Origin of the sequence: Providencia vermicola (assembly GCF_010748935.1) — a bacterium.
Classification (GTDB): Bacteria; Pseudomonadota; Gammaproteobacteria; order Enterobacterales; family Enterobacteriaceae; genus Providencia; species Providencia zhejiangensis.
In genome coordinates this window covers 1,586,668-1,600,180 of record NZ_CP048796.1, presented here as the reverse complement: position 1 = coordinate 1,600,180, position 13,513 = coordinate 1,586,668, and the positions used below count along the sequence as shown (strand labels likewise).

General features: G+C 42.2%; 14 protein-coding genes. 2 read left to right on the top strand and 12 right to left on the bottom strand.

Annotated features, from left to right (window positions below):
* Positions 1 to 71: 71 nt before the first annotated feature.
* The 11 genes from acpS to rpoE all read right to left on the bottom strand — a co-directional run bounded on the left by acpS (position 72) and on the right by rpoE (position 9,755).
* On the bottom strand, positions 72 to 458 hold the full coding sequence (acpS, locus tag G3341_RS07055) for a holo-ACP synthase (protein WP_154622132.1): 387 nt from the start codon (positions 456 to 458) through the stop codon (positions 72 to 74).
* Complete coding sequence (gene pdxJ, locus G3341_RS07050; RefSeq protein ID WP_154622131.1) at positions 458 to 1,189, bottom strand: pyridoxine 5'-phosphate synthase; 732 nt, start codon at positions 1,187 to 1,189, stop codon at positions 458 to 460. Before pdxJ ends, acpS begins: the two co-directional genes overlap by 1 nt.
* A gap of 213 nt (positions 1,190 to 1,402) precedes the next feature.
* On the bottom strand, positions 1,403 to 2,146 hold the full coding sequence (gene recO, locus G3341_RS07045; protein WP_154622130.1) for a DNA repair protein RecO: 744 nt from the start codon (positions 2,144 to 2,146) through the stop codon (positions 1,403 to 1,405).
* On the bottom strand, positions 2,146 to 3,054 hold the full coding sequence (era, locus tag G3341_RS07040) for a GTPase Era (RefSeq protein ID WP_154622129.1): 909 nt from the start codon (positions 3,052 to 3,054) through the stop codon (positions 2,146 to 2,148). Before era ends, recO begins: the two co-directional genes overlap by 1 nt.
* Positions 3,051 to 3,731 (bottom strand): ribonuclease III, encoded by a 681-nt coding sequence (gene rnc, locus G3341_RS07035; protein WP_154622128.1) that lies wholly within the window; start codon positions 3,729 to 3,731, stop codon positions 3,051 to 3,053. The genes era and rnc overlap by 4 nt, the downstream gene beginning before the upstream one ends.
* A gap of 268 nt (positions 3,732 to 3,999) precedes the next feature.
* Positions 4,000 to 4,971 (bottom strand): signal peptidase I, encoded by a 972-nt coding sequence (gene lepB, locus G3341_RS07030; RefSeq protein ID WP_154624305.1) that lies wholly within the window; start codon positions 4,969 to 4,971, stop codon positions 4,000 to 4,002.
* Positions 4,972 to 4,988: 17 nt separating this feature from the next.
* Complete coding sequence (gene lepA, locus G3341_RS07025) at positions 4,989 to 6,785, bottom strand: translation elongation factor 4 (protein ID WP_163863540.1); 1,797 nt, start codon at positions 6,783 to 6,785, stop codon at positions 4,989 to 4,991.
* A 244-nt stretch (positions 6,786 to 7,029) separates the two neighbouring features.
* Positions 7,030 to 7,491 (bottom strand): SoxR-reducing system protein RseC, encoded by a 462-nt coding sequence (rseC, locus tag G3341_RS07020; RefSeq protein ID WP_154624308.1) that lies wholly within the window; start codon positions 7,489 to 7,491, stop codon positions 7,030 to 7,032.
* A gap of 9 nt (positions 7,492 to 7,500) precedes the next feature.
* Positions 7,501 to 8,445, bottom strand: a complete 945-nt coding sequence (rseB, locus tag G3341_RS07015) for a sigma-E factor regulatory protein RseB (protein ID WP_154624303.1) — start codon at positions 8,443 to 8,445, stop codon at positions 7,501 to 7,503.
* On the bottom strand, positions 8,445 to 9,071 hold the full coding sequence (rseA, locus tag G3341_RS07010) for an anti-sigma-E factor RseA (RefSeq protein WP_154624302.1): 627 nt from the start codon (positions 9,069 to 9,071) through the stop codon (positions 8,445 to 8,447). The genes rseB and rseA overlap by 1 nt, the downstream gene beginning before the upstream one ends.
* A 105-nt stretch (positions 9,072 to 9,176) precedes the next feature.
* Positions 9,177 to 9,755: an RNA polymerase sigma factor RpoE gene (gene rpoE / locus G3341_RS07005; RefSeq protein ID WP_154624301.1), complete on the bottom strand. Its 579-nt coding sequence runs from the start codon at positions 9,753 to 9,755 to the stop codon at positions 9,177 to 9,179.
* Between the two features lie 493 nt (positions 9,756 to 10,248).
* Here rpoE and nadB point away from each other — a divergent pair, with 493 nt between their 5' ends.
* On the top strand, positions 10,249 to 11,850 hold the full coding sequence (gene nadB, locus G3341_RS07000; protein WP_163861008.1) for an L-aspartate oxidase: 1,602 nt from the start codon (positions 10,249 to 10,251) through the stop codon (positions 11,848 to 11,850).
* Positions 11,851 to 11,886: 36 nt separating this feature from the next.
* On the opposite strand, the gene trmN is transcribed toward nadB, so the two are convergent.
* Positions 11,887 to 12,615: a tRNA(1)(Val) (adenine(37)-N(6))-methyltransferase TrmN gene (gene trmN, locus G3341_RS06995; protein WP_163861007.1), complete on the bottom strand. Its 729-nt coding sequence runs from the start codon at positions 12,613 to 12,615 to the stop codon at positions 11,887 to 11,889.
* Positions 12,616 to 12,779: 164 nt separating this feature from the next.
* On the opposite strand from trmN, the gene G3341_RS06990 reads away from it, so the two are divergent.
* Positions 12,780 to 13,511 carry an IclR family transcriptional regulator gene (locus G3341_RS06990; RefSeq protein WP_154624298.1) on the top strand — a complete coding sequence of 244 codons (732 nt, stop codon included), beginning with the start codon at positions 12,780 to 12,782 and terminating at the stop codon, positions 13,509 to 13,511.
* Positions 13,512 to 13,513: the final 2 nt, after the last annotated feature.

Sequence of the window (13,513 nt, the reverse complement as noted above, 5' to 3'; positions counted from 1 at the left end):
CGAGGCATCCTGTTTTGAATCGCGATTACCGCCTGAGAATTCCATTTATCAAAATGGCGTTTAAACGATTATCACGACAAACTTTCAATGATCACCGTCGCCACGGCATAATGACGCTCATCGGTAATAGAAACATGGATATGCGTCACTTTCATTCGTTGAGCCAACTGATTCGCCTCTCCGAGCAATGTAAGTTGTGGCTTGCCTAGGGCATCATTGCTGACTTCAAATTGATTAAATGCCAAGCCATTACGAATGCCAGTACCTAAAGCTTTAGCCGCCGCTTCTTTAACCGCAAAGCGCTTTGCCAGAAAACGCGCTGGTTGAGCTTGTTGCTGAAATTGCTTAAATTCATTTTCGGTTAATATACGCTTAGCCAAGCTATCGGCCGAACGCTTAATGACACCTTCAATCCGAGCAACTTCGACAATATCTGTACCTAGACCGATAATTGCCATTAGTCACGCGCTTCTCGTAGTAATTTCTTCATATCGGATACTGCATCGGCTAATCCACTGAACAATGCTCGACCAATGATCGCATGTCCGATATTCAGTTCATAAATTTCAGGCAATAACGCGATGCGTTGAACATTATGATAGGTTAACCCATGACCCGCATTAACTTTTAAACCTTTATTCGCCGCGTAAGTTACGCCATCACGAATACGACGATACTCAATTTCCTGTTCTTGCTCTGTTTTTGCATCTGCATATGCACCAGTATGAATCTCAATAAATGGCGCGCCTGCGGCTTGGGCTGCATCAATTTGTGCGTGGTCAGCATCGATAAATAGAGAGACTTGAATACCTGCTTCAGTGAGACGTTTCACTGCTTCTGTGATTTTTGGTAATTGGCCCGCCACATCTAATCCACCCTCGGTGGTCACTTCTTCACGTTTTTCAGGTACAAGACAACAAAAGGTCGGTTTAATACGGCATGCGATCGTCAGCATTTCCTCTGTCACTGCCATTTCAAGATTCATCCGCGTTTGGATAGTCTCTTTCAGCAATTCAATATCCCTATCAGTGATATGACGACGGTCTTCGCGTAAATGTACAGTAATGCCATCAGCGCCTGCTTGCTCAGCAACAAATGCCGCCTGAACAGGATCAGGATACTGGGTGCCCCGCGCATTTCTCACTGTCGCGATATGATCTATGTTGACACCTAACAAAAGCTCAGCCATTTTTCACTCCCTATAATTGATACGGTCAAATACGCACGAATGCCCCTATCCTACTGCAATTTAATATTTATTGGGAATAAATCTCTATCACTACGCGTACCTTTCCACATTTCGCTGTTTTTTTCTACAATCTCTTATCGTTTGATAACGGTGAATAAAACTTGGAGGGTAAAACAGTCAACGGTGCACAATGCGGGATATGTGCAGATTCAATCAGGCTTTAGGGGGATGGGTAGGCGGAACTTTCACGAATTGCCTAAATAACTCACGACTTTTTAATGGCTTTCCGCCCAAATAAGGCTTTAACGCCATGCGTGTAAAACGTTTTGCCGCTTTTAGCGTATCACTGTCTGGAAACTCACGAGCGGCTAACGCTTTGAGCTGCCTACCCGTGAAGCTTAATTGATCTATCACCAAACTACCGATAAACCCTTTTTCTTCGCGATAACGATAAGTCATTGTATCTGCAACGGGTTCGCCACTGCCTGCACAATGAAGGAAATCAACTCCATAACCAAGGTAGGATAATAATGCTAATTCAAATTGACGTAATGCCGATTCAGGTGTTTGTTCACTCGCGGCAAGTAATTGTAAACATGAAAGGTAGTCAAAGAATAACGCGGAATACGGTGTTCCAAACTCAATGACGCGCGAAACTAACTCATTGAGATATAAACCGCTATAAAGCACAGTACCCGATAATGGCAGCGAGAGTGAAATCGGATCCGCATGGGTTAACGTTTTGATTTCGCCTTTACCTCCCCAACGGATAAGTAATGGCGTAAAGGGCTGCAAGCAGCCCCTCAGCGGTGAACGATTACGGCGAGCACCTTTTGCTAACAGTCGAATTTTGCCTTCACCTTCAGTAAAAAAATCAATTAATAGGCTTGTTTCACTGAAAGGCCTAGAATGAAGCACAAATGCACGTTGCCAGCCCGCACTCACCGTTTCACCCATTATTTTAGGTCATCAACATAGCCTAAGCTGCGTAGCGCTCGTTCATCATCAGCCCAGCCAGCTTTAACTTTCACCCAAAGTTCAAGATGGACTTTGGTATCAAACAGTCTTTCCATATCGATACGGGCTTCTGTGCCGATCGTTTTGAGTTTACTGCCTTTATTCCCAATAACCATTTTCTTTTGGCCTTCACGTTCAACCAAAATAAGGCCATTGATATGATAACCGCCCTTTTCCATAACTTTGAATTGTTCGATTTCAACAGTGACAGAATAAGGTAATTCATCGCCCAAGAAACGCATTAATTTTTCACGGATGATTTCCGATGCCATAAAGCGTTGAGAACGATCAGTAATATAGTCTTCTGGGAAATGGTGTTCAGCTTCAGGAATGTGTTGCTTGACAATTTTTGCAATTGTATCAACACCTTTGCCTTTTTCTGCACTAATTGGTACCACATCCAAAAAGTTCATTTTTTGGCTAACAAAACTAATATGCGGTAACAGAACCGTTTTATCCGTTACATTATCAATTTTATTGATCGCTAAAATGACTGGGCAGCGTAGACTTTTTAGCTTATTAAGCACCATTTCATCATCGTCGGTCCAGTTCGTGCCTTCAACAACGAAAATAACCAGCTCAACATCACCAATGGAGCTTGAAGCAGCTCGGTTCATCAAACGATTTATTGCCCGTTTCTCTTCAATATGCAGCCCTGGAGTATCCACATAGATGATTTGGTATTCCTCTTCAGTATGGATCCCCATAATACGGTGACGAGTCGTTTGGGGCTTTCTCGATGTAATCGAAACTTTTTGCCCTAACAACTGGTTTAATAACGTTGATTTGCCGACATTGGGTCGCCCAACAATAGCCACAAAGCCACAGTGGGGTTGTTTTTCACTCATTCAATCTCCAAAATTTTCAATGCTTGCTCCGCAGCGGCTTGTTCAGCTTTACGACGACTTGAACCAACACCATGAATAGGCTGTTCAATACCACTCACTTGACAGTGGATAGTAAACTCCTGATCATGAGCCTCACCTTTTACCTGAACAACCATATAATTAGGTAAAGGCAAATGACGCCCCTGTAGATATTCTTGTAATCTCGTTTTCGGGTCTTTTTGTTTATCGCCCGGGCTGATTTCATTCAACCTATTTTGATACCAATCTAGAATAATTCGTTCTATCGTTTGAATATCACTATCGAGAAAAATCCCGCCGATCAGTGCTTCAACTGTATCTGCGAGTATAGATTCACGGCGGAATCCGCCACTTTTTAATTCACCCGGTCCTAAACGTAAACATTCACCAAGCTCAAATTCACGAGCAATTTCCGCTAACGTGTTTCCACGAACTAACGTTGCTCTCATACGACTCATATCCCCTTCATCCACTTTAGGGAATCGATGATATAAATCATTGGCAATAACAAAACTTAAAATAGAATCGCCAAGGAATTCTAAGCGTTCATTATGTTTACTGCTCGCACTACGATGTGTAAGCGCCTGAATTAAAAGGTCGTGTTGATTAAACTTGTAACCAAGTTTTCGTTGTAATTGCTCAAGTAAAGAGGGGTTCATGCGCGCCCAGCCATTTTTCTGATTGACAAAAAAGCACACGCAACAGACCTGTAAGGAACAAAACTGTTGCGTTTGCACTGACTCTTAACGCTTTATCCTTAATTTTAAATAATAAATTTCAGCTAAAAATATAGCTAAATACTATTAATATGATTATAGGAGTTAATTAAGAAGCCAATAAATATTTAATTAAATTATATTGTACACTGAGAAAAACAATAATGCTTCGGTTTATACGGGTTTTCGTGCGAAAACCCGTATAACATGATTATGAACCTAGTGGTCCAATACGACTAAAACGAATACCGGTAGGCCACTCGTTTTCTTGTTTATCGAGGCTTAACCAAATAAACACCGCGCGACCAACAAGATTTTCTTCAGGAACAAAGCCCCACATACGGCTATCAGAACTGTTATCCCTGTTATCACCCATCATAAAATAATGTTTTTCAGGCACAATCCATTCATTTGGTGGCATATTCGGTTGAATATAACGCGATTCTGTTATTGCCTGACGAATAATCAATATCTGGTGCTCGACAGTATCAAGCTTTTCACTTCTTTGATATTGACGTAATGCATTACTTGGAACAGGTTGATCAACGGGGATTTCATAGTTCCCTTTTTGGCTCTCAACGACAGAATCAACATTGAAGAACATTGTCCATTCACTTGGCGCTAATGGGCCATATTTAATTGGCAATTGCTTGGTACAGTTATTGTCCGCACAATTCGGATAAATTGTCAGTTCCTTCGCATCTGGGTTATAAACAATTTTATCGCCGGGTAAACCAATCACACGTTTAACAAAGTCCACACTCGGATCCTTTGGATATTTAAATACTGCAATATCACCGCGAGAGGGTTTACCGGTTTCAATCAAGGTGGTTTGCGTTATTGGGTCTTTCAACCCATAAGCAAACTTTTCAACCAACATGAAATCCCCAACTAATAACGTTGGCATCATCGATCCAGATGGAATTTGAAATGGTTCGTAAATAAACGAACGAACCACCAAAACAATTGCTAAAACAGGAAAAATTGAAGATCCTGTTTCGACCCATGACGGACGGCGTACCACTTTCTCCATCTCGTCTTGAGTCAATGAGCCTTGACTCACTTCCTGTATATGTTTGAGCTTCTTCTTCCGCGCAGGCGAAAATTTAAAGCGATCTAAACACCAGATAATCCCCGTAATCACTGTTGCCAGTGTTAGGATCAAGGCAAAGGTGTTAGCCATTGAGACTCCTTGTAATTTTAGTTGTCTTTACCAACATGCAATATCGCCAAGAACGCTTCTTGAGGCAATTCAACATTACCGACTTGCTTCATACGTTTCTTACCTTCCTTTTGCTTCTGTAACAGTTTTTTCTTACGGCTAACGTCACCACCGTAACACTTAGCAAGCACGTTTTTACGTAATTGTTTAACTGTAGAACGAGCAATAATATGGTTACCGATCGCCGCTTGAATCGCGATATCAAACTGTTGACGAGGAATCAACTCCTTCATTTTTTCAACCAGTTCACGACCACGATACTGTGAATTTGCGCGGTGAGTAATCAATGCCAGTGCATCCACACGCTCACCGTTAATCATCACATCCACACGCACCATATCTGACGCTTGGAAACGCTTAAACGTATAATCTAAAGAAGCATAACCTCGGGAGGTAGACTTCAAACGATCGAAGAAATCTAGCACAACTTCTGACATTGGAATGTCATAGGTTAGCGATACCTGATTACCATGATAGACCATGTTTGTCTGAACGCCGCGTTTTTCAACACAAAGTGTAATCACGTTTCCGAGATACTCTTTCGGCATCAACATATGACATTCCGCGATCGGCTCACGCAGCTCTTCAATGTTATTCAGCGGTGGCAATTTAGCAGGGCTATCAACATACACAACCTCACCGTTCGTTTGTACAACTTCATAAACGACGGTTGGCGCCGTGGTGATCAGATCTAAATCATATTCACGCTCTAAACGCTCTTGGATGATCTCCATATGCAGTAAGCCGAGGAAACCACAACGGAAACCAAAACCTAGCGCACTCGACGTTTCTGGCTCATAGAATAATGAAGCATCATTTAAACTCAGTTTGCCCAGTGCATCACGGAATGCTTCATAATCATCTGAACTGACTGGGAATAAACCGGCATAAACTTGCGGCTTCACTTTTTTGAATCCAGGTAAGGCTTTTTCTGCTGGATGACGAGCACCTGTGAGCGTATCCCCTACTGGTGCACCGGTAATATCTTTAATCGCACAAACTAACCAGCCCACTTCACCGCAGCTTAATGAATCACGGTCGATTTGTTTAGGTGTGAAAATACCGAGTCGATCAGCGTTATATACCTGGCCAGTACTCATAACCTTAATTTTATCGCCCTTACGCAAGGTACCGTTTTTAATACGGATAAGCGATACAACACCTAAATAGTTATCAAACCATGAATCAATAATCAGGGCTTGCAGAGGTGCTTCAGAATCACCGACGGGAGCAGGAATTGATTGAACCAAACGTTCAATAACCTCTTGCACGCCGATACCGGTTTTCGCTGAACACCGCACTGCATCATGAGCATCAATGCCCACAATATCTTCAATCTCTTCCGCTACGCGTTCCGGATCTGCCGCTGGCAAGTCGATTTTGTTCAAGACTGGAACAACTTCGAGATCCATTTCAATCGCTGTATAGCAGTTAGCCAGTGTTTGGGCTTCAACCCCTTGCCCCGCATCAACAACCAACAGTGCGCCTTCACAAGCGGCTAACGAACGTGATACTTCATAAGAGAAGTCAACGTGGCCAGGCGTATCAATGAAGTTTAACTGATAGGTCTCCCCATCGGAGGCCTTATAATCAAGCGTCACACTTTGCGCTTTAATTGTAATTCCGCGTTCACGCTCTAAATCCATGGAGTCTAGAACTTGAGCCGCCATTTCTCTGTCCGTCAAACCACCACAAATTTGAATAATACGGTCAGATAACGTGGACTTACCATGGTCAATGTGAGCAATGATAGAAAAGTTTCTTATGTTATTGATTTTCAAGGTAATATCTTCTTTTAAATTGCCTACAAAATCAGCTCTGTATAAAAATATATCACAGAACTAAAATGCTATGATTATCACAAGATTGCTAATTAGCTGCATTTTACATAGAAGATCCCTGTAACACAAAGGTTCAATGTAAAACAACTGTAAACTATGCGGGTTTTAGCCTAATAATGGCAATGAATGGTACTTTAATGAAACAAAACCACCTGCAAATAACAGGTGGTTTAACTGATTAATCAACTTGAACTAAGCGTTCTTCTGGAGGCAAGCCTATTTGTAGGATAACAGGTTGAAACGCTGTCTCATCCCGCCAATAAGAGGCGATTTTTCGGGCCAAAAAGAATCCTAAAAACCCACCTATGACACCAGAAATCGCGACCCAAATTTGTTCCAAGCCTGCTAACTGTACTAACGCTGCAACGAAAAATAGGCCAATTAAGGGTGTCAAATACACTAACATCGCAGATCGAAGTAAACTCCCTTCAGGAATACCGACTTCAACTTTCTGCCCCACAACTAAAGGTTGTTGTATTTCAACCTCTAATTGATGTTCAGTATTTGGTCCTATCTTACTCAATGCATACGAACCACAAGCCCCACGTGCACTACAGCTACCACACCCGGAAGAAGCCCCATAACGCAATAATGCCCTTCCTTGGTGCCAACGAATAACTGTTGCCCACTCTTTTACCATCATTTACTCCTAAAAACGAATGCTCGCAGCGACTTGCTGTGCCGTTAACAACGGCAATTCGCCTATTATGGTAATCACATTTTGTTTCTGAGTCATTGTATAAATTGTGCGGCGACCATTTTGAATAGGTTGCTCTAAAGGTTGCCCTTGTTCGGCCTTAGTGACATTCACAGAAAAGGTGAACAAGCCATCACTAAATAATGCGCTTTCAACCTCATCATTCTGTGCGAGACTACGCTTTGAACGTGAAATTTCTTCAAATCCTGGGGGTAAAAAACCCACGCGCCATTTAAATGACGGGCTCGTATTTTGAGGAGAGACTAATAATGGTGGTAAATTAATTTTACTTAAGTTCACCAAAGAGTCATTCACCGCTTTACTATCTAACACGGTCGAGATCACGCGAAATTGTTCTAACGTTTGATTATTGTTATTAAGAAGATCAACTCGTAGGGGTAACTTGTTCTCTTCATCAATTAACAACACATAATTAAAGCGTGAGTTATCTTTAGAGATAATACGAATAACTAACGACGGCTTATCACCAATATGTGTGCGTCCTGCATCGATAAAATTATAGTATGGCTTAATTTTGTCGTAATCAGCGAACAGCACTGAAGGCAAGTTATCGACAATGTGTTTGCCATTCAAACTAAAGGCATCGAAACCGGGTTCGAAATAACTAATTCGCTCGCCCTTTTGAACAATCTCACGCCGCGTCGAATCCATTTGGATCATCTGAGATATCGGCACATTATTGATGAGTCCATGGCGGTAGCGAACAGGAACGATACTTCTCGGGCTAAAAGACATGAATGACATTTCGTAGGAAAGATTCTGGGCAGCACTTCCCATCTCTTTAAAGAGAACTTCGGCATCTTGTTGAGATGCCGAAGCTTGATTAGCAATAATCAGGCTGCCCGCCAGGCAGATGACGGATAACCACTTATTCATTAGTGCTGTTTAACTCCAGCCGATACCGCTGCTTTATCATCATTTTCATGATATTGCTGATTTAGCATGGAGCGTCTTTCAATTTCATATTGCTGAAGCATTGCATTAACACGCTGATTTTGTTGCTCAACTTGTTGCATTTGTTGCTCGTTACCAAAAAGTTGGCCATCAGAGAAATTTAGGCTTACAGGTGCGCCAGCCCCAACAGGAATAGTGTTAAACACGGGTTCATCAATCATCGACTCATCGGAGTTACTTTGGTTATATTGTTGCACACCAACGATGACGGCAAGAGACACACATGCTGCAACACCAATTTGGGTGATTTGGCTAGCCCATGGGCGAACCTTCTGCCAAAACGGCATACTTCCCCATGTTGCCGGCTCAGGCTGTGACTCAACAACTCCCTGAGGATTAAATTGCACAACTTCATTCTCTAATGCTGCGGCGACCTTACCTGCTATGTCAAAATTCATGACATCAGGGGTGTCGTTACGCAGAGTATCACGAATAAGATGATAGCTCTCCCAACGTTTTTGTAACGTTGAATCACATGAGATAGCGTTAATCAGTTCTACATCTAGAACTTCGCCATCCATCATTGCGGAAAGTTTCTCTCTTTGCATGCCCGAATACCTTCAGTTAATTGCATCACAATTACAGTTTAATACCCTGATTTCGCTATATTGCACGGTGTTGTATTCCAAAAATAACATGAATACAAACAACTTCTAGTGCTGCTGAATCAACGGTTGTACTTTATTATCGATAGCTTCCCTTGCTCTAAAGATACGGGAGCGCACAGTGCCTACAGGGCAATCCATAATCTCCGCGATTTCTTCATAGCTTAAACCATCAAGTTCCCTGAGTGTTATTGCCATTTTTAAATCTTCAGGTAACGACTCAATCGTTCGAAAAACTACCTTCTTCAATTCTTCAGACAACATTAAGTTCTCTGGGTTCGAAATTTCTTTCAGTGCGCCTGCAGTTTCGTAATTTTCTGCATCGCTCGCTTCCAGATCCGACGCGGGAGGGCGTCGATCTTGAGCGACTAAATAATTTTTGGCCGTGTTAACCGCAATCCGGTATAGCCAAGTATAAAAAGCACTGTCACCACGAAACGAGCCAATCGCACGATAAGCTTTAATGAATGACTCCTGAGCAACGTCAGGCACATCCGCTTGTGGCACATAACGGGAAACCAAACTTGCGACTTTATGCTGGTATTTCACCACCAGTAAATTGAACGCTTTTTGATCGCCCTTTTGAACTTTTTCGACCAACATCTGGTCTGTCAGTTGCTCGCTCATTCCTGGGAAAATCTCCCGCAATCAGGCTGTAAATTTGTTAACTCGATCATGTCTCCCTTCCTAAAGCAAGCGTTACTTTGAGTAGTAAAAACAAGTGAAGTTCAATTTAATACATAAAAATAGTAAAAAACTTACAAAAAAAAGATGTTTTTACTGATAAAGGATCCACACGATCCTCAATAATTCACTTTAAGTTCAGATAGATAACCAAGCGTGTTGCGTGTTATCCCCTCTGATACAAAACGGTAAAACAGTACTCAATAGTGAGTCAATAAAATCAGCGTAAGCCCAACTTCAAAAATAGCATTACCAAGTCTGATAGGCTAACATGAAACTTCCAATAGATACTATACTCTAAATACTTCGAGGTGCAGCTAGGCAACAACCAATGAACCGCTAGACGCGTCTATCAGTCAGTGACTCGTACCAGTCATCCTAGCCAACAATACTGCAACTTGAAAGATGGCGAGCATATACAACATGCAAAACACTTATGAACGATTACCCACAGCATTACACTGATATACTTATTATTGGTAGCGGTGTCGCAGGGCTTTCCGCTGCATTACGGCTCGCACCATTTCATCAAGTGACCATCCTAAGCAAAAGCACGCTCAGTGAAGGTGCATCTTACTATGCACAAGGCGGAATTGCTGCTGTTTTTGATAATACAGACAGCGTAGAGTCTCACGTCGAAGATACCTTAATTGCCGGCGCAGGTATTTGTGATCCACAAGCGGTCGAATTTATTGCTTCCAATGCCAAAAACTGTGTTCAATGGTTGATTGATCAAGGCGTATTGTTTGATACTGAAGTGACTGAAACGGGTGAAACACAGTATCATCTTACCCGTGAAGGTGGGCACAGCCATCGCCGAATACTCCATCATGCCGATGCCACAGGCAAAGAAGTTGAGACGACTCTCGTCAATCTGGCTTTTTCCCACCCCAATATTCATGTCAAAGAGCGTTATAACGCTGTCGATCTTATTCGATCTGATAAAATCGACACATCTGGCCAACCGCGTATTGTCGGGGCTTATGTCTGGAATCGACAAAAAGAACACGTCGAAACGATCCGTGCCAAAATCGTCATTCTAGCCACTGGCGGTGCAGCGAAAGTTTATCAATATACCACAAACCCTGATATTTCATCGGGAGATGGTATTGCAATGGCATGGCGCATCGGCTGCCGTGTGGCAAATTTGGAATTTAATCAATTCCATCCAACATGCTTGTTCCATCCACAGGCCAGAAATTTTTTATTAACGGAAGCATTGCGTGGAGAAGGCGCTTATTTGAAACGCCCTGATGGAAGTCGATTCATGCCAGACTATGATCCTCGTAGTGAACTGGCACCAAGGGATATTGTTGCAAGAGCCATTGATCATGAAATGAAACGACTCGGTGCGGACTGCATGTACCTTGATATTAGCCACAAACCCGCGGACTTTGTTCAGAGCCACTTCCCAACTATCTATGAAAAACTAATGACCTTAGGGCTTGATCTGACTAAAGACCCAATCCCTATTGTACCAGCAGCGCATTACACCTGTGGCGGCGTCATGGTTGACCAAAATGGCATGACCGATATCCCCAACCTCTACGCCATTGGAGAAGTCAGTTATACAGGACTGCACGGGGCTAATCGCATGGCATCCAATTCACTTTTAGAGTGCTTGGTTTATGGCTGGTCAGCATCGGAGCATATTAATCAAACGATCTCACAGGTCGATGATATCCCGATACTCCCTGAGTGGGATGAAAGCCGTGTGCATAATTCAGATGAACAAGTCGTCATTCAACATAATTGGCATGAATTACGTTTGTTTATGTGGGATTACATGGGGATCGTTCGAACAACTAAACGCTTAGAACGCGCCTTACGACGCATCCATCTATTACAGCAAGAAATCCATGACTATTATGCTAATTTCCGTATTTCAAATAACTTACTAGAGCTTAGAAACCTAGTTCAAGTCGCTGAATTGATGGTTCGCTGTGCGCTGGAACGTAAAGAGAGCCGCGGCTTACACTATACGTTAGATTATCCCGCGTTATTGCCACTCTCAGGTCCGACTATCCTCAAACCTTAATCTCATGAATTAATAGCTAGTCCGTTGGATTAGCTATTAATATTTCAAATAAAAATCACGTATGAGCCGCTGAAAATCTTCGGTATAAATCGTATTATCGGCCTCTTTTAATACTAACGTTGTGATTTGCGCTACCACAGGCTCTCGTTTTAACCCCAATAGCATGCGGTGAAATGGCATCGTGGCTTTGTCACGAATATTCACTCGATAAGCGGTAAACCAGTTATCGCTATGCGCCATTGCTTCAACCTTTTCACCAACATCATAAGGTAGTACAAGACAAAATAAGCCATCCGGTGCCAAACAGTGCCGTGCACTATCTAATAATGTTTGATGAGTTAACGTGGCAGTATAGCGAGCCTGTTCGCGCTGCTCGCTACTGCATGACACAGATGGCTCAAAATAAGGCGGATTACTGACGATCAAATCATAGTCATGTTGTCTTTGAGTACAAAACTCAACAATATCTTGCGCAAAGACTTGTAACCTTTCACGCCATTGAGATTCGATAAAGTTTTCTTGTGCTTGCTGTGCCGCCGCACTATCCAATTCAACCGCATCAATAATGACTTGTTGATTTCGTTGAGCAAGCATCAAAGCAATTAAGCCACTGCCACTACCAATATCTAAGGCTGTTTTTGCCTGTTGCACGGGCGCCCATGCCCCCAGTAATACCCCATCCGTTCCAACTTTCATTGCACAGCGATCATGTCCCACAAAAAACTGCTTAAAGGTAAAACCGCCTTTGCGATAACTTTTTTTCACGTTATTCAACCACTCTAATTATTTTTTAATCATTCAAATTTTCATTATACGACAATTTTAAAATGCAATATTTACACTTTTCTCACAAAATAATTCTCACAATATGAGAATATTATTTGAGCCTAAAAATTTTTACTGCTAACTTCGAAAAAAAGGGGGATACCATGAACAGTATTAACCGAACATTAAATATTCTATCTTATATCACTGCTAGTGCGGTTCCCGTCACTCCACAAGTGATATCCAAGGCATTGAATATTCCTGTTTCGACTGTTTATCGACTACTCGCCATTCTCATAAACTGGGAATTTGTGACTTATGCTAAACAATATGGTACCTATACTGTTGGTGCGCAGAGTATCAAAACTCAAGAAAAATACTATCACCACAGCCTGTTAATGAATTCATCAAAAATAGAACTGCTATCACTGAGTAAAAAGACACAAGAAACCGTCGCAATTATTACATCAAATCTGTGCGAGACCATCTGTGTTGACATGATAGAGAGTTCACAAGCACTACGCTGTTCCTTTGTCATCGGGCGAGGCAATACCCTCATCAAAGGGGCGAGTGCAAAAACATTGCTCGCGTTTCGCGACGAAGAATATCAATCATTAGTGTTTGAAACCCATACAGAACAATTGCAATCACCCGGCAGTATACAGCAGTTAAAACATTCACTCATGCAAATACGCCAGCAAGGCTATGGCATCTCATGTGGCGAAATAGATGAAGGCGTTTTAGGTGTATCCGCACCTATTTTTAAAGGCAATGATGTTATTGCAGTTGTTTCTGTAATGGCACCGGAATTTCGTTCAACTCATCGAATTGACGAATTTATCGCTGAGACCTGCAAAGCAGCTCATAACATGACCAAACTCATTAATCTGGAGTAATT

Excerpts from the sequence above, each read along its gene's own strand:
- acpS (WP_154622132.1), bottom strand. The coding sequence starts at position 458 with ATGGCAATTATCGGTCTAGGTACAGATATTGTCGAAGTTGCTCGGATT.
- pdxJ (WP_154622131.1), bottom strand. The coding sequence starts at position 1,189 with ATGGCTGAGCTTTTGTTAGGTGTCAACATAGATCATATCGCGACAGTG.
- recO (WP_154622130.1), bottom strand. The coding sequence starts at position 2,146 with ATGGGTGAAACGGTGAGTGCGGGCTGGCAACGTGCATTTGTGCTTCAT.
- era (WP_154622129.1), bottom strand. The coding sequence starts at position 3,054 with ATGAGTGAAAAACAACCCCACTGTGGCTTTGTGGCTATTGTTGGGCGA.
- rnc (WP_154622128.1), bottom strand. The coding sequence starts at position 3,731 with ATGAACCCCTCTTTACTTGAGCAATTACAACGAAAACTTGGTTACAAG.
- lepB (WP_154624305.1), bottom strand. The coding sequence starts at position 4,971 with ATGGCTAACACCTTTGCCTTGATCCTAACACTGGCAACAGTGATTACG.
- rseC (WP_154624308.1), bottom strand. The coding sequence starts at position 7,491 with ATGGTAAAAGAGTGGGCAACAGTTATTCGTTGGCACCAAGGAAGGGCA.
- rseB (WP_154624303.1), bottom strand. The coding sequence starts at position 8,445 with ATGAATAAGTGGTTATCCGTCATCTGCCTGGCGGGCAGCCTGATTATT.
- rseA (WP_154624302.1), bottom strand. The coding sequence starts at position 9,071 with ATGCAAAGAGAGAAACTTTCCGCAATGATGGATGGCGAAGTTCTAGAT.
- rpoE (WP_154624301.1), bottom strand. The coding sequence starts at position 9,755 with ATGAGCGAGCAACTGACAGACCAGATGTTGGTCGAAAAAGTTCAAAAG.
- nadB (WP_163861008.1), top strand. The coding sequence starts at position 10,249 with ATGAACGATTACCCACAGCATTACACTGATATACTTATTATTGGTAGC.
- G3341_RS06990 (WP_154624298.1), top strand. The coding sequence starts at position 12,780 with ATGAACAGTATTAACCGAACATTAAATATTCTATCTTATATCACTGCT.